Origin of the sequence: Mesorhizobium sp. BR115XR7A, from assembly GCF_020165315.1 — a bacterium.
GTDB lineage: Bacteria > Pseudomonadota > Alphaproteobacteria > Rhizobiales > Rhizobiaceae > Mesorhizobium > Mesorhizobium australicum.
In genome coordinates this window covers 420,449-441,798 of record NZ_JAIUHW010000001.1, presented here as the reverse complement: position 1 = coordinate 441,798, position 21,350 = coordinate 420,449, and the positions used below count along the sequence as shown (strand labels likewise).

The following is a 21,350-nucleotide window of genomic DNA, read 5'->3' as shown; positions in this document are numbered from 1 at the left end:
CTCATTCGGCTGGCTGGACGAAGCTCAGGCGATTGGCGATGGTCGGCAAACAGCCGGGATCGTGCCATGGACGTCGCCATCTTCATTCTCGTCGTGCTCGTCTTCGTTGCGCTGTCGGGCGCGCTCGTCCGGCTGGTTCGGGTGCCGCTGCCGGTGCTGCAGATCGCCATCGGCGCGGCCCTTGCCTGGCCGGCCAAGGGCCTGCATGTCGAGATAGATCCGGAGCTTTTTCTGCTGGTGTTCATCCCGCCGCTCCTGTTCGGCGACGCCTTCGCGGCGCCCAAGCGCGAACTCGTCGCCTTGCGCGGACCCATACTCGATCTCGCCGTCGGGCTCGTCTTCTTCACCATTGTCGGCTTCGGCTATGCCTTGCATTGGCTGGTGCCGAGCATTCCGCTCGTCGTCGCATTCGCGCTGGCTGCCGTGCTGTCGCCGACCGACGCCGTGGCGGTGTCCGCGATCGTCGACAGGAATGTGGTTCCGTCCCGGCTGATGCACATATTGGAGGGCGAGTCGCTGCTCAACGACGCGTCGGGCCTGGTCATGTTCCGCTTTGCGGTGGCGGCGGCATTGACCGGCAGCTTCCCCTTCGCGGGAGCCTCGCTCAGCTTCCTCTACGCCGTCGCCGCCGGCATCCTGGCCGGTGTCGCGGCGCTGTTTATCGCCGCCAAGGCGCTGCAGCTGCTCAACCGCATCGGCGGCGTGCCAGCGGAGGCGCAGGTTCTCGTCATGATCCTGCTGCCTTTCGTCGCCTATCTCGGCGCCGAGCATGTCGGTGCTTCGGGCATCCTGGCGGCGGTCACTGCCGGCCTGTTGACCGGGGCTTCCGGCATGTACCGCTTCCTCGGTGTGTCGGCGCGCATGCAGACCCTGTCGCTTTGGGCGACGCTCACTTTCGTCTTCAATGGCGCTCTGTTCATCCTGCTCGGCCTGCAGCTTCCCGACATCATCCGCAAGGTCCCACCGGAACTGTCCAGCCGTCATTGGCTGATCGAGCCGGTGGCGACGGTGCTGATCCTGACGCTCTGCCTGATCGGACTGCGCTTCCTGTGGATCTGGGTCGGCGACATCGCCCAGGCGATCGCGGCGCGCATCGGCAAACGCGAGGCCGAGCCGTTCGGATTTCGCGTCCGGCTTGCCGGCTCCGTGGCCGGCGTGCGCGGCGCCATCACATTGGCGGGCATCCTGTCATTGCCGCTCGCTTTGCAGGACGGCTCTCCCTTTCCGGCACGCGATGTGGTGATCTTCCTTGCCGCCGGCGTCATCATCTGCTCGCTTCTGATCGCCAGCCTTGCCTTGCCCAGGGTCGCGCGGGGGCTGGTCGAGCCGGGCCAGGATCCGGCGGCGGCTGAAGAGCGCCGTGCGCGCGTCGGCGCCGCCAATGCGGCGATCGCCAGGATCGAGAGCATCGCCAATGAGGCGGGCGAGGGCGAAGCGGTCCAGGCTCGGCTGGCCGTCGCCGACAGCATCGTGGCAGGTTACCGTAGACGCATCGCGGCTTCGGACGAAGCCGACGAGGCCCGCGCCGAGGCTCGCGAGGCCGGCAGGCTGGAACTGGAACTCAGGGTGGCCGGCATCGAAGCCGAGCGCTCCGCGCTGCGCGCCATGTTCCGCAGCCAGGAGATCAACGATCACACGATGCGCGCGCTGTTTTCTGAAATCACCTTGACCGAGGCCTTGTTGAAGCAGCGGCGGGACAGGAAATAGCGATCCGCCGCGATCCGTTGGCGCAAACCGGCCAGCAAATTTCGCGCTGCAAACGTGGCGAGCCCAAAACAACTGTGTTAATGGCCCGGCGAACGCAATGCATGTCGCCCAAGGCCGTTGAGTGGTTCGGGACGACGGCGTGCACGAATTTGCCCTTCCAACCCTAGGGGAACTCAGGCCATGGCAACAGCAGCGGCGGCGTCCAACAAATTCGAATCCTTCTTCGAAACCACTTTGGAAGATGCCGATCCGGAGATCTTCGGCGCCATCCGCAACGAGCTCGGTCGCCAGCGCCACGAGATCGAACTGATCGCCTCCGAAAACATCGTCTCGCGCGCCGTGCTCGAGGCGCAGGGGTCGATCATGACCAACAAATATGCCGAGGGCTATCCGGGCAAGCGCTACTATGGCGGCTGCCAGTTCGTCGACGTGGCCGAGGAACTGGCCATCGAGCGTGCGAAAAAACTGTTCGGTTGTAACTTCGCCAACGTCCAGCCGAATTCCGGCAGCCAGATGAACCAGGCGGTGTTCCTGGCGCTGCTGCAGCCCGGCGACACTTTCATGGGCCTCGACCTCAATTCCGGCGGACATCTCACCCATGGCTCGCCGGTCAACATGAGCGGCAAGTGGTTCAAGGTCGTCTCCTATGGCGTGCGCAAGGACGACCATCTGCTTGACATGGACGCCATCGAAAAGACCGCGCACGAGACCAAGCCGAAGCTGATCCTGGCCGGCGGCACAGCCTATTCGCGCATCTGGGACTGGAAGCGTTTTCGCGAGATCGCCGACGCCGTCGGCGCCTATCTGATGGTCGACATGGCGCACATTGCGGGCCTCGTTGCCGGCGGTGTGCATCCCTCGCCCCTGCCGCACGCCCATGTGGTGACGACCACCACGCACAAATCGCTGCGCGGCCCGCGCGGCGGCATGATCCTGTGCAATGATGAGGATATCGCCAAGAAGATGAACTCGGCGGTGTTCCCCGGCCTGCAGGGCGGACCGCTGATGCATGTCATCGCCGCCAAGGCGGTAGCCTTCGGCGAAGCGTTGAAGCCGAGCTTCAAGGTCTATGCCGAAAGCGTCGCCGCCAATGCCAAGGCGCTTGCCTCCAGCCTCAAGGAAACGGGCCTCGACATCGTCTCCGGCGGCACCGACAACCACCTGATGCTGGTTGATCTCAGGCCCAAGAACGCCACCGGCAAGCGCGCCGAGGCGGCCCTTGGCCGCGCCAACATCACCTGCAACAAGAACGGCATCCCCTTCGATCCGGAGAAGCCCTTCGTTACCTCTGGCGTGCGGCTCGGCACGCCCGCCGGCACCACGCGCGGCTTCGGCCAGGCCGAGTTCCGAGAGATTGGCAAGCTGATCGCCGAGGTGCTGGATGGGCTCAAGGTCGCCAATTCCGACGAAGGCAATGCCGCGGTCGAGGCGGCGGTCAAGGCCAAGGTCGTCGCATTGACCGATCGATTCCCCCTCTATCCCTATCTCGGTTGATCGCTTATCTCGGTTGACCGGGCGCGAAGCGTCATCTTTTATCCACCGGCATCGCGTCACCCCTGATCGGGTGGCGCATCGAACCGGAGAATTGATGATGCGCAATTTCTGTCTTGCTTCTCTCGGCGCCTTCGGTTGGCTGGCCGCGTGCGGCCCCGTTTTGGCGCAGACGCAGCCCTCTGCGGACATGCCTGCCACCAGCACTTTCGGCCGGTGGACGACCATGGTCGATACGCTCGACACCGGCCAGGACGCGCACAAGACCTGCGCGGCTTCCACAGCCTTCTTCGATGCGAGTGGCAATTCGGGCACGCTGACATTGTCGATCTCGACCGGCGACGCGCTGCCGCCCGATGCTTATCCGGCAATCTTGATTACCATCGACAACAAGAGCCTGCTAACCGGCAAGAAGATCGCGGCGACTTTCGGCGATCCCGGCGTCAAGGTTTCGACGACTGTCTATTCCAATGACGCCGTCAACGGCCGTCCGAGCTGGACGATCGACAACCAGGCCAAGACCAGTCTTGCGCTGCTGCGGGCCATGCGCCAGGTTACCTCGCTCGATGTGGCTTTCGGCAAGCAGGCTGTCGCCAGCATTCCGATGGACGGTTTTACAAAGGCCTATCGCAATCTCGGCGCGTCTTGTGGCTTTCCAACCAAGGACGTGGCGCCATAGCGGGCTGGCCGGCGCAACTGCTTGCCGTGCTGGCAATCTTCCTCGCGCCTCGCTATCTCTGAGGTACGGCAGGCCGTGGAAAAGCGGAACTGCTTCAATCCGCACCGGAAAGGTTCTAAGCCTTTCACCCCACCAGATTCGCGAACCCAAGGCTCTCCATGCGCTGTCCCTATTGCCAGTCCGAAGATACGCAGGTGAAGGATTCGCGCCCCGCCGAGGATGGCGCGGCGATCCGCCGGCGGCGTGTCTGCCCCGATTGCGGCGGCCGTTTCACGACATTCGAGCGCGTGCAGTTGCGCGACCTCGTCGTGGTCAAGAAGTCGGGACGAAAAGTGCCGTTCGACCGCGACAAGCTGTTGCGCTCGGTCGAGATCGCGGTGCGCAAGCGCAATGTCGACCCCGAGCGCATCGATCGCGCGGTGACCGGGATCGTGCGCCAACTGGAAAGCTCCGGCGAAACGGAAGTGGCCTCGGGCGAGGTCGGCCGGCTGGTCATGGATGCGTTGAAATCGCTCGACGATGTCGCCTACGTGCGCTTCGCCTCGGTCTATCGCAATTTCCGTGAGGCCAAGGATTTCCACGAGCTACTCGGCGAGCTGAAGGGGGACGAGGAAAAGAGCGAAGAGGACGCCGGCTGAGCATGGCAGCACCGCAACGCAGCGAGGCCGAACAAGCGGCCCTTGACCGCCGTTTCATGGCCGCGGCCTTGCGGCTATCGCGCAAGAACGCCGGACGCACCTCGACCAACCCTTCCGTCGGCACGCTGATCGTGCGCGATGATGGGACCGGGCCGATGATCGTCGGAACCGGCGTCACCGCCGTCGGCGGCCGGCCGCACGCCGAGACCGAGGCGCTTGCCGAGGCCGGCGAACTCGCGCGTGGCGCCACCGCCTATGTCACGCTCGAGCCTTGCGCCCATCACGGCCGCACGCCGCCTTGCGCCAACGCGCTGGTCAGTGCCGGCATCGCGCGTGTCGTGGGTGCGGCCAGTGATCCCGATCCGCGGGTCTCCGGCAAGGGTTACGCCATCCTGCGCGAGGCCGGTGTCGAAGTGGTCGAAAAGGTCCTCGCCACGGAAGCTGCCGAACAGATGGCGGGCTATTTGATTCGCTCTCTGAGAAAGCGCCCGGAAGTAATTCTGAAGCTTGCGCTTTCCAGCGACGGCAAGATCGGCAGGGAAGGCGCCGGCCAGGTCGCGATAACAGGCGACATGGCGCGCCGCGAAGTCTACCTGATGCGCGCCGAGGCGGACGCCATCCTGGTCGGCATCGGCACGGCGCTGGAAGATGATCCGGCACTGACGGTGCGTTTGCCCGGACTGGAGAACCGGTCGCCGGCACGCATCGTGCTCGACCGCCAGATCAGGCTGCCGGAGGGCTCGAAGCTGGTGTCGGGCGTCGATCGGGTACCTCTTTATGTGGCGGCTCGCCTGGAGGCCGATCCGCAGCGCCGGGCCGCGCTCGAGCGCGCCGGCGTGCGCTTCATCGGTACGGAGACGCACGAGGGCGGCGTCGCATTACCGGAGCTGCTCGAGGATCTGGCGGCGCTTGGCATGGCAAGCGTGCTGGTCGAGGGCGGCGCCAAGGTGGCGAGCGCCTTCCTGGCCGACGGGCTGGTGGACCGCATCGTGCTGTTCCAGGGTCCGGAAGCGATCGGCCAAGATGGCATTGCATCGCCTGTCGACGCTGACCATGTCCCCGTGGGTTTTCGCAAGCTGCGCGAGATGCGGTTCGGCGAAGACGGTTACGCCGAATGGATCAGGGATTTTCAGGGATAGCGATCGATGTTTACCGGGATTGTCACCGATATCGGCACCGTGGCCGCCATCAAGCCGCTGCGGGAAGGGGTGGGACTGCGCATCGACACCGCCTATGATCCCGAGACCATCGCCATCGGCGCGTCGATTTCCTGCGGTGGCGTCTGCCTGACGGTCACGGCTTTGCCCGACAGCGGCTCGAACGCGCGCTGGTTCGAGGTCGAGGCCTGGGAGGAGGCGCTCAGGCTGACCACGGCGTCCGGTTGGAAGTCCGGCACCAGGATCAATCTGGAACGGGCGCTGAAGATCGGCGACGAGCTTGGCGGCCACATCGTTTCGGGCCATGTCGACGGTACCGCCGAGATCATTGAACGCCGGGATGAGGGCGATGCGGTGCGCTTCACACTGCAAGCGCCGCGCGATCTGGCGAAATTCATCGCGCCGAAAGGCTCCGTCGCGCTCGATGGCACCTCGCTCACGGTCAACAGGGTCGAGGGCACCCGCTTCGACGTGCTTCTGATCCATCATTCGCTGACCGTCACCACCTGGGGCGAGCGCAAGGCAGGCGACCGCGTCAATCTCGAGATAGACACCATGGCCCGCTACGCTGCCCGGCTGGCGGAGGCCGCGAAAGAGGGGCTTTGATCGCCTGCGGGACAGTCCGACCCACGGCAATCTGATACGCGTCGGGCAATCTTCCGCTTGCGATCAAACCGGCTTCGGCCTAAGTCACCGGCGACTCCGGAGACATCTATGGCTGGCACATCCCAACACGGCAAGGCGTTCATTCGTCCCAAGAAGAAGGCTCACCTCCTCGTCATCGAGGCGCGCTTTCACGACGATCTTGCCGACGCACTGCTCGATGGCGCGACAAGCGCGCTCGACGAAGCGGGCGCGACTTACGACGTCGTCACCGTTCCCGGTTCGCTTGAAATTCCCGCGGTGATCACCTTCGCGCTCGACGGCATGGCCGAAGGCGGGACGGGCTATGACGGCTTTGTCGCCCTCGGCACCATTATCCGTGGCGATACCTATCATTTCGACATCGTCGCCAATGAATCCAGCCGTGCGCTCATGGACCTGTCCGTGCAGGACTCGGTCTGCATCGGCAACGGTATCCTGACCACCGAGAACGATGTGCAGGCGTGGACGCGGGCCAAGCGCTCCGAAGGCGACAAGGGCGGCTTTGCCGCGCGCGCGGCGCTGACCATGATCGCGTTGAAGGAACAACTGGGAGCGCAATCGTGAGCGAACCCGCTTCGCCCGGACAGCCCGCGGCGCGCCACGCCAACAAGCGCGGCGCTGCCCGTCTGGCCGCCGTGCAGGCGCTCTATCAGATGGATGTCGCCGGCAGCGGCGTGTTCGAGATCACCGCCGAGTACGAGGCGTTCCGTCTCGGCAAGGAAGTCGACGGCGCGCTCTATCGCGAGGCGGACGCGCAGTGGTTTCGCGCCATCCTGACCGGGGTCGTCGAGAACCAGAAGACCATCGATCCGATCATCCGCCAGGCCCTGACCGACGACTGGCCGCTGTCGCGCCTCGATTCGACGCTGCGTGCCATTCTGCGCGCGGGCGTCTACGAACTGATGAAGCGCGAGGACGTTCCTGTCGCGGTCATCGTCACCGAATATGTCGACATCGCCAAGGCCTTCTACGAGGAAGACGAGCCGAAGCTGGTCAATGCCGTGCTCGACCGCGTGTCACGCCGGGTGCGTGGCGAGGGACGCGGCAAGGACGCTTCGTGACCGCCATCGCCGTCGAGGCGGGCAAGGAGGCGCGGCGCACCGCGCTGATCCTCGCCGCCTCGCAGGCGATCATCGGCTCGGCGGCTCCCATCGCCATTTCCATGGGCGCGCTGGCCGGGCAATATCTGCTCGGCGCCGACAAATCCCTGGCGACCGCGCCGATCACCGGCTTCAATCTCGGTGTGGCGCTAGGGGCCTTGCCCGCGGCCGCCATTATCCGCTGGCTGGGGCAGCGTGGCGGTTTCATGACCGGAACCGTGGTCACCGCGCTCGGTGGGCTGGTCGCCACCCTGGCTTTATTCCACGGCAGCTTTTGGCTGTTCGCGTTCGCGCTGCTCGTCATCGGTGTCGGCGGCGCCTTCGTCCAGCAGTTCCGTTTTGCCGCGGCCGACAACGCGCCGCCGGCGTTCAAGGCCCGCGCCATCTCCTTCGTGCTCGCCGGTGGCATCATCACCGCCATCCTCGGGCCGCAGATCGTCATCTTCACGCGCGAATTATTCGCACCAGTCATGTTTGCCGGTTCCTTCGCCTCGATCCTGCCGCTGGCGGTTGTCGGCGCCGTGATCCTGTCGTTCCTTCGTTTGCCGTCGAGGACCGCGAGCAAGGTGGACGTTGCCGACGGCGATGCCCGACCCCTTTCCGAAATCGTCACCAAGCCGCGTTTCGTCGCGGCGCTCTTCTGCGCCGTCGGCAGCTATGCGCTGATGAGTTTCGTCATGACCGGCGCGCCGCTCGCCATGGTGGGCTGCGGCCTGTCGGAGGACGATGCGACGCTGGGCATCTCCTGGCATGTCATGGCGATGTTCGGGCCGAGCTTCTTCACCGGCTCGCTGATCCATCGCTTTGGCGCCGAGCGCATTGTCGCCATCGGCCTGCTGTTGCTGATCGGCTGTGCCGTCGTTGCCTTGTCGGGCCTGGCGCTGTGGCAGTTCTGGACGGCGCTGATCCTGCTCGGCCTCGGCTGGAATTTCAGCTTCATCGGCGCCACCGCCATGGTGGCGGCCAGCTACCACCCTTCCGAAAAGGGCAAGGTGCAGGGCTTCCACGACTTCGTCCTGTTCGGCTCCGTCGCCTGTGCGTCGCTGATGTCGGGCATGGTCTACAACGCCTGGGGCTGGACCATGCTCAACTGGATGATCTTTCCCGTCGCCGCACTTTGCTTCGTGGCACTCGGCGCGCTGAAGATCACAAGCTTGCGGCCGGCTTGACGCGAATTTGAAAGCTATGCGTCCGGCGGCAGAACCTGAAGCACCCGCGCTATGAACATATGGAACTCAGCCATGTAATTGCGCAGGAAATCCTCAGTGGATTCAACCGTCACCTCGCCGTCATCCGTGATCAGTCCCGGCGTGAACTGGATATAGGCTTCGGGCGCATTCATCTGCGGTGAGTTGCAGAAACTCAGCACGCTGCGGAGGCTTTGTTGGGCGACAGCGGTCGCGATCGCGCCCGGCGATGTTCCGATGACGGCCGACGGTTTGCGCGCGAATGAATTCTTGCCGTAGGGGCGGCTGGCCCAGTCGATCGCGTTCTTCAGTCCGCCGGGGATCGAGCGATTATACTCCGGGGTGACGAACAGCACGGCCTGGACGGAGGCGATCGCCTTTTTGAAAGCCTGGGCGGCCGGCGGGAAATTGGCGTCGTAGTCGTAACTGTAGAGAGGCAGATCCTTGAAGCCGATTTCCGTCATTTCGAGCTCGGGAGGGGCAAGTTGAACAAGCGCCTTCGCGAGCTTGCGGTTGATGGATGCCTGGGCAAGGCTGCCGATGAGATAACCGACCTTGTGTATGGCCATGACACGCTCTCCGTGTTTGCCGCCACCCTCGTGGCATTATTCACCCGATAGCGGCCAATCGCCAGCCCGCTGTTGCCGCCAAGCCCAAATCGGCGCGTCCGGAACAAAAATATTGCGCTGGTCCCCCTTCTTATGAAACCGTGTGCCCCGACTGGCCGTTGAAGCCATGCTCATATGCGGCCACCGCATTCCGGTTTACAGCAAGGGGTTTCACAATGTTTTCAGTCAAGGTTCTGGCCAGCGCGGCGATGGCGCTCGCCATCACGGCGGCTTCCGCGAGCGCTCAGGTCGTCGTCTCCTCGAAGATTGACACCGAGGGTGGCGTGCTCGGCAACATTATCCAGCTCGTCCTCAACGCCAACAACATCAAGACCACGGACCGCATCCAGCTCGGCGGCACGCCCGTGGTGCGCAAGGCGATCACCGCCGGTGAGATCGACATCTATCCCGAATACACCGGCAACGCCGCCTTCTTCTTCGAGAAGGCCGATGATCCCGTGTGGAAGGATGCCGCCAAGGCCTATGAGACGGCCAAGAAGCTTGACTACGACGCCAACAAGATCGTCTGGCTGTCACCGGCGCCGGCCAACAACACCTGGGCGATCGCCCTGCGCAAGGAAGTGACGGACGAGAACAAGCTCGTCACGCTGTCGGACTTCGGCAAATATGTCGCTGGCGGCGGCAAGGTGGTCCTGGCGGCCTCCGCCGAGTTCGTCAATTCGGCGGCAGCCCTTCCGGCCTTCCAGACTACCTACGGCTTCACGTTGAAGCCGGACCAGCTGATCACCCTCTCTGGTGGCGATACGGCGGCAACCATCGCGGCCGCCGCCAACCAGACCAGCGGCGCCAATGCTGCCATGGTCTACGGCACCGACGGGGGCATCGCGCCATCGGGCCTCGTGGTGCTGACTGACGACAAAGGCGTGCAGCCGGTCTATCAGCCGGCGCCGATCATCCGCGAGGCGGTGCTGAAGGAGCATCCCGAGATCGAAACGCTGCTGAAGCCGGTCTTCGCCAAGCTCGATCTCGTCACGCTGCAGGAGCTGAACGGCCGCGTGCAGGTCGGCGGCGAGCCGGTCAAGGGCGTCGCCGAGGACTTTTTGAAGAAGAACGGGTTTTTGAAATAGCGACGCGTCGATAGCGACGTCAGGGCGAGGCGCCTTATGACCCCGCGTTTCGATAAGCTCGGCGTGGTCATCGCTGCACTCGCTGCTTACGCCGCGTTTCTCGCGCCATTCGCCACCTTCCGCGCCAACCGCATCGTTCCCGGCCAGGCACGCTCTATCGTCGAGACGCTGCCGCAGGCGATAGGGCCGTTGCTGCTCGCAATCGTTGTCGCGGCGGCAATCATCGCACTCCTCAAAACGCCGCTCGTCTTGCGCCTTGCAGCGAGCGTCGTGACGCTTGTCGCGCTGGCGCTGCTCATCGGCGTCGCCGGCACATTCCTCACTCCAGCCGGCAATACCTTTGCTCGGGTCTCGCCGGCATCCGGCTTCTGGATTCTCATCTTCGCCTTCACGCTTTTGCTCGCCGACGTGCTGACCCGGCTCAACCTGTCGCCCTCTGCGCGCGTCGGCGTGCTTGTCGTTGCGGCGCTGGCCATCGGCTTGCTGCTGATTTCGGGACGCTGGGACAGCCTCTCGATCCTCAAGGAATACTCCAACCGCGCCGACAGCTTTTGGGCCGAAGGCTCCAAGCATGTGACCCTTGCTCTCGGCTCGTTGCTTGCCGCCGTAATCGTCGGCCTGCCTCTCGGCATCCTGTGCCACCGTGTCGAGAGCCTGCGGGCCGGCGTCCTCAACGTCTTGAACATCATCCAGACCATTCCCTCGATCGCGCTGTTCGGGCTGCTGATCGCGCCGCTTGGCTGGGTCGCGGCCCACGTTCCGGGGGCCGCCGCGCTCGGTATCAGGGGCATCGGCACGGCGCCCGCCTTCGTCGCCCTGTTCCTCTATTCGCTGCTGCCGGTGGTGGCCAACACCGTGGTCGGCCTTGCCGGCGTGCCGCGTGCCGCCAATGACGCGGCGCGGGGCATGGGCATGACGGACCGCCAGCGCCTGTTCGGTGTGGAGTTTCCGCTGGCCTTTCCGGTGATCCTCACCGGCATCCGCATTGTGCTGGTGCAGAATATAGGCCTTGCCACCATCGCCGCGCTGATCGGCGGCGGCGGTTTCGGCGTGTTCGTCTTCCAGGGTGTCGGCCAGACGGCGATGGACCTGGTGCTGCTTGGCGCAGTGCCGACCGTGGCACTCGCCTTTGCCGCCGCCATCATCCTCGACGCCGTGATCGAAATGACCGCCACCAAGCGCAGGGTTGAAACGGCATGATCGAAATCGAAGGCATCACCAAGCGCTATGACGCGACCACTGTCGTCGACGACGTCTCGATGGTCGTCGAGCCGCGCACGGTCTGTGTCATTGTCGGCACCTCGGGCTCCGGCAAGACGACTCTGCTGCGCATGATCAACCGGCTGGTCGAACCAACCGCCGGCGTCATCAAGCTCGATGGTACCGACAATCGATCGGTGCCGGGGTACGAACTGCGCCGCAGCATCGGCTACGCCATCCAGGGCCACGGCCTGTTTCCGCATCGCACGGTGGCGCAGAACATCGCTACCGTGCCGGTGCTGCTTGGCTGGGACAACGCACGCATCAAGTCCCGCGTCGACGAGCTGATGACGCTCTACCAACTCGACCCCCAGGAATTTGGGCCGCGCTACCCGCATGAACTGTCCGGCGGCCAGCAGCAGCGCGTCGGCGTTGCCCGCGCGCTCGCCGCCGAACCCAACGTGCTGTTGATGGACGAGCCGTTCGGCGCACTCGACCCGATCATCCGTACCAAGGCGCAAGAAGATCTGCTGGCAATCCAGAAGCGCTTCGGCACCACCATCATCCTCGTCACTCATGACATGGAGGAGGCCGTGCACATGGGGGACAAGATCGCGGTGATGGATGCCGGCAAGCTCGTGCAATATGCAAGGCCGGCGGAGATCCTGGCGAACCCGGCCAGCAGCTTTGTCGAAACCCTGGTCGGAGCCAGCGAAAAACCATTCAGGCTGCTGTCGCTGGGGCGGGTACGCGATGCGGTGGAGCAGGGCGGTGCCGAAGGCGAGGCGATCCCCGGTGACGCCAGCCAGCGTGACGCGCTCGCGGAACTTCTCTGGTCCGGCAGGCCGGCGCTGCCGGTGAAGGGTGCCGACGGCCAGCCGATCGGCCGCGTCACCGTCGACGGACTGGTCAAGCGCGCGGCGAGGCCGGCATGAAGGCCTGGCTGCCGCTGCTGCTCAGGCTTGCGCTGGTGGTGTTGCTTGTTGCCTTCATCACCAGTCCGGGGTGGTTCGAGCCGTTGCTGAAGCCGCTGACCGAAAACAACGCTCCCGTAATCTACAATCAGGGCAGCCTGCTGACGCTGACGCTGCTGCATCTGCGCACCGTGTTGATCGCGACCGTCGCCGCCACCATCGTCGCGGTGGCGCTCGCCATCCTCGTCACCCGGCCGGCTGGCGCCGAATTTCTGCCGTTGTCGCGCAGCCTGGTCAACATCGGCCAGACCTTTCCGCCCGTGGCGGTGCTGGCGCTCGCCGTGCCGGCAGTCGGCTTCGGCGAGAAGCCGACGCTGATCGCGCTGTTTCTCTATGGACTGCTGCCGATCTTCGAGAACGCACTGACCGGGTTGACGACGCTGCCGGCTAACGTCGTCGAGGCGGCGCGTGGCGCCGGCATGACCGGCTGGCAAAGGCTCACCAAGGTCGAGTTGCCGCTCAGTGCACCGATCATCCTTGGCGGCATAAGGCTCTCCGTGGTGATCAGCCTGGCCACGGCCACCATCGGCTCGACGGTGGCCGCCAAGACACTCGGCGAGGTGATCATCGCCGGCCTGCTATCAAACAATCTCGCCTTCATCCTGCAGGGCGGCCTGATCGTGGCGGCCCTTGCCGTGCTGATCTATGACGGACTGTCGGCTGTAGAGCGCTATACGGCGCGCCGGATGGGCCGCGAAGCGGAATAATCCTTGGGGAGACCGGAGGTCTTGCCCTGGATGGTTCCCTAGCGCGATTCAATCGATCTAAATCGAAGGCTCTTTCGGCTCCGCCGTCGCGGTTTTTGTCTTTTGGGCGAAAGCCGGGCAAAAACCGAACAATATCTTGACGTTCGCGGCCCTGTTTCGCATACACCGATGCGAAGAGGCGGATTCCGCGCGCGGAATCCGGTCTTTGTCTCAACGGCCCAGGGAGGGGTTCTTTTGGGCCAACAATCGAGGAAAATTCGGCAATGACCATTATTTCCGCCGTCATCGCCTGCGGCCTGCTTTCAATCCTATACGCCATCTGGGCGACACGTTCGGTCCTCGCGGCCGATCAGGGCAATGCACGCATGCAGGAAATCTCCGCCGCCATCCGCGAAGGCGCCCAGGCCTATCTGGCGCGCCAATACACCACCATCGCCATCGTCGGCGTGGTCGTGCTCGTGCTCGCCTGGTGGCTGCTGTCAATCACCGCCGCCATCGGCTTCCTGATCGGTGCCGTTCTGTCGGGTGCCGCCGGCTTTATCGGCATGCATGTTTCGGTGCGGGCCAATGTACGCACCGCGCAAGCGGCTTCCAACAGCCTCGCCGCCGGCCTCGACATCGCTTTCAAGTCGGGCGCCATCACCGGCATGCTGGTGGCCGGCCTCGCTCTGCTGGGCGTTTCCATCTATTATCTCGTCCTGACCCATTTCATGGGTCTTCAGCCAAACGATCGTATCGTCATCGATTCGTTGGTCTCGCTCGGCTTCGGCGCCTCGCTGATCTCGATCTTCGCCCGTCTCGGCGGCGGCATCTTCACCAAGGGTGCCGATGTCGGCGGCGATCTGGTCGGCAAGGTCGAAGCCGGTATTCCGGAGGATGATCCGCGCAACCCGGCCACCATCGCCGACAATGTCGGCGACAATGTCGGCGATTGCGCCGGCATGGCCGCCGACCTGTTCGAAACCTATGCGGTGACGGTTGTCGCCACCATGGTTCTCGCCGCCATTTTCTTCGGTGGCACCGCTGTCCTCGGTGCGGCGATGCTGTATCCGCTCGCCATCTGCGGCGCCTGCATCCTGACCTCGATCGTCGGCACCTTCTTCGTCAAGCTCGGCTCCAACGGCTCGATCATGGGCGCGCTCTACAAGGGCCTGATCGTGACCGGCCTGCTGTCGATCGTCGGCCTCGGCGTCGCCACCTCGGCCACGCTCGGCTGGGGTGAGGTCGGCACCGTCGCCGGCATGACGATCACCGGCAAGAACCTGTTCATCTGTGGCCTGATCGGCCTCGTGGTGACCGGGTTGATCGTGGTGATCACCGAGTACTACACCGGCACCAACAAGCGCCCGGTCAACTCCATCGCCCAGGCGTCGGTGACCGGCCACGGCACCAACGTCATCCAGGGCCTCGCGGTCTCGCTGGAATCGACGGCGCTGCCGGCAATCGTCATCGTCGGCGGCATCATCGCCACCTACCAGCTCGGCGGCTTATTCGGCACGGCGATCGCCGTCACCACCATGCTCGGCCTCGCCGGCATGATCGTGGCGCTCGACGCCTTCGGCCCGGTCACCGACAATGCCGGCGGCATTGCCGAAATGGCGGGCCTTCCCAAGGAAGTGCGCCACTCCACCGATGCGCTCGACGCCGTCGGCAACACCACCAAGGCGGTGACCAAGGGCTACGCCATCGGTTCGGCTGGCCTCGGCGCGCTGGTGCTGTTCGCGGCCTACTCGAACGACCTGAAGTTCTTCGCCGCCAATGGCGACAAATATCCCTACTTCCAGGGCATGGGCGAAATCTCCTTCGATCTCTCCAACCCTTACGTCGTCGCCGGCCTGATCTTCGGTGGCTTGATCCCCTATCTGTTCGGCGGCATCGCCATGACGGCGGTCGGCCGCGCGGCGGGCGCCATCGTCGAGGAGGTGCGCAAGCAGTTCCGCGAGGATCCGGGCATCATGGCCGGCACGTCCAAGCCGAACTATGCGCGTGCGGTCGACCTCCTGACCAAGGCGGCGATCCGGGAGATGATCATCCCGTCGCTGCTGCCTGTGCTGGCGCCGCTCGTCGTCTATTTCGGCGTGCTGCTGATCTCGGGCTCGAAGGCGTCCGCCTTCGCCGCGCTCGGCGCCTCGCTGCTCGGCGTCATCGTCAATGGCCTGTTCGTCGCCATCTCGATGACCTCGGGCGGCGGCGCCTGGGACAACGCCAAGAAGTCGTTCGAGGACGGGTTCACCGACAAGGACGGCGTCAAGCACCTCAAGGGCTCCGAGGCACACAAGGCTTCGGTGACCGGCGACACCGTCGGTGATCCCTACAAGGACACCGCCGGCCCGGCGGTCAACCCGGCGATCAAGATCACCAACATCGTGGCGCTCCTGTTGCTGGCCGTGCTCGCGCACGGCTGAGCGGGAGCGGTTGAAAAAACCCGCGGGGAGCGATCCCCGCGGGTTTTTTCATGTCAGCTGACTGGTCGCTTGGTCCGGCATCTGGGCGCCGCGTGCGCGACAGCCGCTATTCTCCGGTTTCTTCCCGCTTGCTGCCTCTGCGGTACATAGCCAACAGATCATCCACGGTCGGCTCCCGTTCAGGCATGGGCGGCAGGCCGCGTACCTTTCGAAGCATGGAGACAAAAGCACCGCGTTGGTATTTGCGGCGAAACTCGACGGATCTCGGATGAATGCCGCATGCAGCCCAAACCCTTCGTTTCAGATAACTGGATTTCTTCAGGCGAGACGGCACCGCCGCCGCGGCAAGAACCTTGACACGCAGGTCGTCCGGTATGCGCATGCGGTCGATGAGTTCCTCCTGCTCCATTGCCGTGTCATCGAGATAACTGCCGCTGCGCTGGCCGGAGAAGATACTCAGCACCGTCAGGTGCGGCATGGTCGCGATCACGGCTCCCTTTCGCCAGGCCCGGAAGAGCCAGTCCTGCGAACTTTCGCATGAGCATTCGCTGGCAGGCCGCCAGGGGCCGAGCCAGTCCAGCGACGCCCGCCTGACCACCTGTGCCGATCCGTATCCGGCCGTGACGACGGGATCGTAAAAACCGTCTTTGCCCATTCCGTAAATCGAGGTCTTGAGAGCATCGTCTCTCGTCCGCACCGGTTCGATGATGGCGCCACGAGCGATGACGACATCCGCGCCGGTCGCATCGATCCATCCCGTGGTTGCCGCCAGATGATCCGGAAACCAGAGGTCGTCGTGATTGAGCACGGCGACAAGCCGGCCGCGCGCCCTGGCAAAACCGATATTGTTGGGGCCGGATTGCTCGCCGAAATTGACGGGCAGGTCGATATAGAAGATGCGCGGATCGGCGAATTCGGCGATGATCGCTGGTGTCTCAGGGCGACAGTCGTCGCCGATCACCAGAATTTCAAAATCCTGCAGTGTTTGGCGCAAGACGCTGAACAGCGTCTGTCGCAAGGCTGCGGGACGATTGTGGGTGGCGATCACCACCGAGACGAGCGGCACGCGCTGCCCTGTTGCATCGAACAAGCGCGATCCTTCCACGCTACACCAGCTTGTAGGGGATTTGTTCGGTGTCCGGTGGCAGGCGCCAATGGTCGGGCGCGTCGTAGGCATAGGCCTTGTCGACGAGATTGAGCAGCAGGGCGATCTCCGGCCCGAGCGCCGTCACGCCGTGCCACACGCCTGGCGGGATTATGACGATCGCCGGCCGCAACGCGCCGAGTATCTTGTGCCACACCGTGCCGAAACTGGGCGAAGCCTTCCGGCCGTCATAGAGCGATATGCGGACGCTGCCGGCACAGCAGAAGAGCCGATCCAGCGTCACCCTGTGCGCATGCCAGCCGGTTACCGCGCCTGGATACATCGTGCGTTGAAACACCTGGCCGACAGGCGATGGATCAAGTCCCCACTCATCCCGAAAGACCTCGGTCAGATAGCCGTTGGATGTAGCGACCGGCCTGATTTCCTTGATTGTGACGCCATCGATCGACGGCGGATCGATGGCAAGCCAGTCTGATGTCACCGTCTGCCGGTCGGGTGTCCCGGTCGCCATCCAGCCAACCGGCATCGCATGGTCGTCACTGCTCATGTCCAAATCCCCCAGCCTGACGGTTTGATATGGGTTTGCCCCATCACTGGCAAGCCGGGCCCCGTTAACAAAAACCCGTGGGATCGCTCCCACGGGTTTTTGGTCGCCTGAGACATTTCTGTTCCCCAAAGTCAGGGAAGCAGGATTCTAGGGATCAGGGGGTGCCGCCGCCGGGAATGCCGGGCGCCAGCTTGCTGGCGCCGTTGATGATCTGGCTGAGGAAGTTCTGGTCCTTGCCGCCGGTTGGCGTGGTGCGCGAAATGAAGTCGAAGATCTTGCCGTCCTTCAAGCCGTAATTGGCGATCTGGGTGACGCGGCTGTCCGGGCCGAAATAGACCGCCAGCACTTTCTGGTCGACCAGCCTCGGCTTGTCGAACGCGACGTAGCGCTTGCGCGTCTGCGAAATATAGTAAAACGCCTCATTGTCGAAAGTCGCCGTGGTCGACGGCGTGCCGAGTGCAAGGAGCACCTGCTCGCGGCTGGAACCGACCGGCACGGAATCGATCGCCTGCTGATCGAGGACATAGCCTTGCGTGAACGTCTCGCTCGGATTGAGGTCGCCGATCATCTTGTTGGTGTGGCATGCCGACAGCGCCGCTACGATAGCCAGCAGCGAGATCGCGCCGGCAGCCCTGGAATTGAAACTCGACTTGAAATTCAGCGCGCGCAACAACAATTCTCCATTATATCACCGCAACTTGCGCTGGGCCGCAAAACCGGTAAACCAGCTTGCTTGCCGATGCAACAAGGCCAATTCAACAAACGGTCCCCGGAGACCATCCCCATGTTCCAGCGCCTTTTTGGCCGCGAACGCCACGCCAACCGCGCCATCACCGACGCGCTTTACGCACAAATCGTGGCGGCGGCGCGGCAGACCGTTTTTTATTCCCACTGGAATGTGCCGGACACGCCGCTTGGCCGTTTCGAGATGCTTTCGCTGCACATGTTCCTGGTCCAGCACCGCTTGCGCGGAGAGGACGGCGTGGCGCAAGAGATCGCGCAGGTGCTGATCGACGAATTCTTTCTCGACGTCGATCATTCGCTGCGGGAACTGGGCATTGGTGACGTGGGTGTGCCAAAACGCATGAAGAAGCTGGCGAAGATGTTCTATGGCCGCACCGCCGCCTATGATGATGCGCTGGAACGAAACGACCATGACGGTCTGACCGCGGCACTTGCCCGCAATGTCCGTCCCGACGCCGGCGGCTGGCCGGAAGCGTCACGTTTGGCCGGGTATGTCGCCGACGCCAGCCGGCAACTGAGTGCGCAGCCGACCGAATCGATCGTTGCCGGCACTGTGGCGTTTCCCGTAGCCAACGGAGGCTGATCGATGAAAAACGTGGATATGCAAAGTCCGGTATCCTTTTTCGCCAATGTCGCGCGTCTGCCGCACAAAGGGCTGCCGGTTGTGATCGAGGCCGATGCCGCGCAGCGCGCGGCACTTGCCGAGGCCCATGGGCTGCTGTCGGTCGAAGCCTATCGCGCCGAACTGCTGGTTACGTCATGGAAGCGCAACGGCGTTAAGGTCAGCGGCCGTGTCGAGGCGGACATTACCCAGGCCTGCATCGTCACGCTCGACCCCATCGAAGCGCATGTTGAAGAGCCGTTCGAGGCGCTGCTCTTGCCCGAGGACTCCAAACTCGGACGGCAGGGATTCGAAGGTGGCGGCGAAATCCTGCTCGATGCCGACGGCCCCGACAGTCCCGAGACATTTTCGGGCGACACCATCGATGTCGGGGCACTTGCCGAACAGTTCTTCGGCTTGGCCATCGATCCGTATCCGCGCAAGCCCGGCGCCTCGATCGGCGCCGATGACGACACCGGACCGGCCGAGAATGAATTTCAGCAAAAACTGCGATCCTTGCTGCGAAAATCCTGAAAACCTCGCTCGCGACGGAAAAGTCGGTTGTGCGACAGCCTAAAACCGCTATTTTCGCCGAACCTTTGCGATCACTAAAACGACTTGCCGCCTAACCGTGAGATGAATACCGCGTGATCAGGATTTCCATCGATGCCATGGGCGGCGATCACGGACCAGCCGTGGTCATTCCGGCGCTCATGACGGTCGCGACCCGCCGTCCCGACATCCGCTTCGTCATCTACGGACGTGAGGAACTGGTGCGCCCGGAACTCGCCAAATTCCCCAAATTGTCCGAGGTCAGCGAGTTCTTCCACTGCGAGATCGCGGTCAGGATGGATGACAAGCCGAGCCAGGCGCTGCGCCATGGCCGCTGGAAATCGTCGATGTGGAAGGCGGTCGAGGCGGTGAAGTCGGGCGCTGCGGATGCATGCATCTCCGCCGGCAATACCGGTGCGCTGATGGCGATGTCTAAATTCTGCCTGCGCACCATGGCGACCATCGACCGCCCGGCGATCGCGGCATTATGGCCGACATTGCGCGGCGAAAGCGTGGTTCTGGACGTCGGCGCCACCATCGGCGCCGACGCGCACCAGCTCATTGATTTTGCCATTCTCGGCACCGGCATGGCGCGTTCCGTGTTCGGCATCGCCCGACCCACGGTTGGCCTGCTCAATGTCGGTGTGGAGGAGATCAAGGGCCAGGAAGAGGTCAAGGAGGCGGGACGCATGTTGCGCGAAGCCAATATGGCCTCGATGAATTACCATGGCTTTGTCGAAGGCGACGATATCGGCAAGGGTACGGTCGACGTCGTCGTGACGGAAGGCTTTGCCGGCAATATTGCTCTCAAGACGGCGGAAGGCACCGCGCGCCAGATAGCTGGCTATCTACGCGCCGCGATGAGCCGCACCCTGATGGCCAAGATCGGCTATGTCTTTGCCAAGGGCGCCTTCGACCGCCTGCGCGAAAAGATGGATGTCGGCCGCTCCAATGGCGGCGTCTTCCTGGGGCTGAACGGCATCGTCGTCAAAAGCCATGGCGGTGCCGACTCGGACGGTTTCGCCGCGGCGATCGAACTCGGCTATGACATGGTGCGCAACAATCTGCTTGATCGCATCGAGGCCGACCTCGACCTGTTTCATGCGCGCAACCCGCATGCCCTGACATCAAGGAAATCCGACGTCGTTACCGACGCAAGGGAATAGGAAAGAATTTTGATCAGATCAGTTGTGCGCGGCACGGGCGCCGCGCTGCCCCGCCGCATCATGAAGAATGCCGATTTTGAAGGTATGGTCGAGACCTCCGACGAGTGGATCGCTCAGCGCACCGGCATCCGCCAGCGCCATATCGCGGCTGATGACGAGACGACGGCTTCGCTGGGCGAGGCCGCGGCGCGTGCCGCCCTTGCCGATGCGGGATTGACCCCGGGCGACATCGATCTGGTCGTACTGGCGACCTCGACCCCCAACAACACGTTCCCGGCTACCGCGGTCGAGATCCAGAACCGGCTCGGCATGCAGCACGGTTTTGCCTTCGACATGCAGGCGGTATGCTCGGGTTTCGTCTATGCGGTGACGACAGCCGATCTCTACATCCGCGGTGGCCTTGCAAAGCGCGTGCTGGTGATAGGCTCGGAGACCTTCTCACGCATCCTCGACTGGAGCGATCGCTCGACCTGCGTGCTGTTCGGCGATGGCGCCGGTGCGGTCGTTCTGGAAGCCGGTGAGGGGGCCGGCACGATCGCCGATCGCGGCGTCCTGGCGGCCAGCCTGCGTTCCGACGGCTCGCACAAGGAAAAGCTTTTCGTCGACGGCGGACCGTCGACGACGGGCACGGTCGGTCATCTGCGCATGGAGGGACGCGAGGTCTTCAAGCACGCGGTCGGCATGATCACCGATGTCATCGAGGCGACCTTCTCGGCCGCCGGTATTACCGCCGACGATCTCGACTGGTTCGTGCCTCACCAGGCCAATAAACGGATTATTGACGCTTCAGCCAAAAAGCTCGGGATAGCTGAGCAAAAGGTGGTGGTGACCGTCGATTTGCACGGTAACACGTCGGCTGCTTCCGTACCGCTGGCGCTGTCGGTGGCCGTCGCCGACGGCCGCATCAAGAAGGGAGATCTGGTGCTCCTGGAGGCGATGGGCGGCGGCTTCACCTGGGGCGCCGTTCTGGTTCGCTGGTAAGTGCAGAACGGTCCGGTTTCGGTCCTTGACCTTGCCGGATCAATTACTTAGGCTCTGCCGTTGTTGTG

General features: G+C 63.8%; 22 protein-coding genes. 18 read left to right on the top strand and 4 right to left on the bottom strand.

Going from position 1 to position 21,350, the window contains the following annotated elements; genetic code table 11:
- Window positions 1-66: 66 nt before the first annotated feature.
- From LB557_RS02430 to LB557_RS02390, 9 genes are all read left to right on the top strand, one after another.
- Window positions 67-1,707 carry a Na+/H+ antiporter gene (locus LB557_RS02430; RefSeq protein ID WP_224642271.1) on the top strand — a complete coding sequence of 547 codons (1,641 nt, stop codon included), beginning with the start codon at window positions 67-69 and terminating at the stop codon, window positions 1,705-1,707.
- A 180-nt stretch (window positions 1,708-1,887) separates the two neighbouring features.
- Window positions 1,888-3,201, top strand: a complete 1,314-nt coding sequence (glyA, locus tag LB557_RS02425) for a serine hydroxymethyltransferase (RefSeq protein ID WP_015318249.1) — start codon at window positions 1,888-1,890, stop codon at window positions 3,199-3,201.
- Between the two features lie 97 nt (window positions 3,202-3,298).
- Window positions 3,299-3,877 (top strand): hypothetical protein, encoded by a 579-nt coding sequence (locus LB557_RS02420; protein ID WP_181177835.1) that lies wholly within the window; start codon window positions 3,299-3,301, stop codon window positions 3,875-3,877.
- Between the two features lie 158 nt (window positions 3,878-4,035).
- Window positions 4,036-4,515 (top strand): transcriptional regulator NrdR, encoded by a 480-nt coding sequence (gene nrdR, locus LB557_RS02415; RefSeq protein WP_015318247.1) that lies wholly within the window; start codon window positions 4,036-4,038, stop codon window positions 4,513-4,515.
- A 2-nt stretch (window positions 4,516-4,517) separates the two neighbouring features.
- Window positions 4,518-5,654 carry a bifunctional diaminohydroxyphosphoribosylaminopyrimidine deaminase/5-amino-6-(5-phosphoribosylamino)uracil reductase RibD gene (gene ribD, locus LB557_RS02410; protein ID WP_224642274.1) on the top strand — a complete coding sequence of 379 codons (1,137 nt, stop codon included), beginning with the start codon at window positions 4,518-4,520 and terminating at the stop codon, window positions 5,652-5,654.
- A 6-nt stretch (window positions 5,655-5,660) separates the two neighbouring features.
- A complete protein-coding gene (locus LB557_RS02405; protein ID WP_224642275.1) occupies window positions 5,661-6,278 on the top strand; it encodes a riboflavin synthase in 618 nt (205 codons plus the stop codon).
- A gap of 108 nt (window positions 6,279-6,386) precedes the next feature.
- The gene (gene ribH, locus LB557_RS02400; RefSeq protein ID WP_140617055.1) at window positions 6,387-6,881 is read left to right on the top strand and encodes a 6,7-dimethyl-8-ribityllumazine synthase; all 495 of its coding nucleotides are present in this window, start codon (window positions 6,387-6,389) and stop codon (window positions 6,879-6,881) included.
- Window positions 6,878-7,378, top strand: a complete 501-nt coding sequence (gene nusB, locus LB557_RS02395; RefSeq protein WP_224642276.1) for a transcription antitermination factor NusB — start codon at window positions 6,878-6,880, stop codon at window positions 7,376-7,378. The genes ribH and nusB overlap by 4 nt, the downstream gene beginning before the upstream one ends.
- Window positions 7,375-8,586, top strand: a complete 1,212-nt coding sequence (locus tag LB557_RS02390; protein ID WP_015318242.1) for an MFS transporter — start codon at window positions 7,375-7,377, stop codon at window positions 8,584-8,586. Before nusB ends, LB557_RS02390 begins: the two co-directional genes overlap by 4 nt.
- A gap of 14 nt (window positions 8,587-8,600) precedes the next feature.
- Here the strand turns inward: LB557_RS02390 and LB557_RS02385 are convergent, their stop codons facing one another.
- Entirely contained in the window at window positions 8,601-9,173 is a 573-nt protein-coding gene (locus LB557_RS02385) for an NADPH-dependent FMN reductase (protein WP_023773263.1), read from the bottom strand.
- Window positions 9,174-9,388: 215 nt separating this feature from the next.
- Here LB557_RS02385 and LB557_RS02380 point away from each other — a divergent pair, with 215 nt between their 5' ends.
- The 5 genes from LB557_RS02380 (at window position 9,389) to LB557_RS02360 (ending at window position 15,586) form a co-directional block, all read left to right on the top strand.
- A complete protein-coding gene (locus LB557_RS02380) occupies window positions 9,389-10,300 on the top strand; it encodes an ABC transporter substrate-binding protein (RefSeq protein ID WP_015318240.1) in 912 nt (303 codons plus the stop codon).
- A 36-nt stretch (window positions 10,301-10,336) separates the two neighbouring features.
- Window positions 10,337-11,500, top strand: a complete 1,164-nt coding sequence (locus LB557_RS02375) for an ABC transporter permease (protein WP_224642277.1) — start codon at window positions 10,337-10,339, stop codon at window positions 11,498-11,500.
- On the top strand, window positions 11,497-12,435 hold the full coding sequence (locus tag LB557_RS02370; protein ID WP_224642278.1) for an ABC transporter ATP-binding protein: 939 nt from the start codon (window positions 11,497-11,499) through the stop codon (window positions 12,433-12,435). Before LB557_RS02375 ends, LB557_RS02370 begins: the two co-directional genes overlap by 4 nt.
- A complete protein-coding gene (locus LB557_RS02365) occupies window positions 12,432-13,181 on the top strand; it encodes an ABC transporter permease (protein ID WP_140874287.1) in 750 nt (249 codons plus the stop codon). Before LB557_RS02370 ends, LB557_RS02365 begins: the two co-directional genes overlap by 4 nt.
- Before the next feature lie 263 nt (window positions 13,182-13,444).
- Window positions 13,445-15,586 carry a sodium-translocating pyrophosphatase gene (locus tag LB557_RS02360; protein ID WP_015318236.1) on the top strand — a complete coding sequence of 714 codons (2,142 nt, stop codon included), beginning with the start codon at window positions 13,445-13,447 and terminating at the stop codon, window positions 15,584-15,586.
- Window positions 15,587-15,692: 106 nt separating this feature from the next.
- Here the strand turns inward: LB557_RS02360 and LB557_RS02355 are convergent, their stop codons facing one another.
- From LB557_RS02355 to LB557_RS02345, 3 genes are all read right to left on the bottom strand, one after another.
- Entirely contained in the window at window positions 15,693-16,652 is a 960-nt protein-coding gene (locus tag LB557_RS02355) for a glycosyltransferase family 2 protein (RefSeq protein WP_224713002.1), read from the bottom strand.
- 40 nt (window positions 16,653-16,692) lie between these two features.
- Window positions 16,693-17,238 carry a dTDP-4-dehydrorhamnose 3,5-epimerase family protein gene (locus LB557_RS02350; protein ID WP_015318234.1) on the bottom strand — a complete coding sequence of 182 codons (546 nt, stop codon included), beginning with the start codon at window positions 17,236-17,238 and terminating at the stop codon, window positions 16,693-16,695.
- A gap of 154 nt (window positions 17,239-17,392) precedes the next feature.
- A complete protein-coding gene (locus tag LB557_RS02345; protein ID WP_140617049.1) occupies window positions 17,393-17,908 on the bottom strand; it encodes an outer membrane protein assembly factor BamE in 516 nt (171 codons plus the stop codon).
- Window positions 17,909-18,022: 114 nt separating this feature from the next.
- Here LB557_RS02345 and LB557_RS02340 point away from each other — a divergent pair, with 114 nt between their 5' ends.
- The 4 genes from LB557_RS02340 to LB557_RS02325 all read left to right on the top strand — a co-directional run bounded on the left by LB557_RS02340 (window position 18,023) and on the right by LB557_RS02325 (window position 21,282).
- Window positions 18,023-18,565 (top strand): ubiquinol-cytochrome C chaperone family protein, encoded by a 543-nt coding sequence (locus LB557_RS02340; protein WP_015318232.1) that lies wholly within the window; start codon window positions 18,023-18,025, stop codon window positions 18,563-18,565.
- A gap of 3 nt (window positions 18,566-18,568) precedes the next feature.
- Window positions 18,569-19,117, top strand: coding sequence for a YceD family protein (locus LB557_RS02335; protein ID WP_140617048.1), 549 nt, complete (start codon window positions 18,569-18,571; stop codon window positions 19,115-19,117).
- Window positions 19,118-19,230: 113 nt separating this feature from the next.
- On the top strand, window positions 19,231-20,301 hold the full coding sequence (plsX, locus tag LB557_RS02330; protein WP_140617047.1) for a phosphate acyltransferase PlsX: 1,071 nt from the start codon (window positions 19,231-19,233) through the stop codon (window positions 20,299-20,301).
- Window positions 20,302-20,310: 9 nt separating this feature from the next.
- A complete protein-coding gene (locus LB557_RS02325) occupies window positions 20,311-21,282 on the top strand; it encodes a beta-ketoacyl-ACP synthase III (RefSeq protein WP_015318229.1) in 972 nt (323 codons plus the stop codon).
- Window positions 21,283-21,350: the final 68 nt, after the last annotated feature.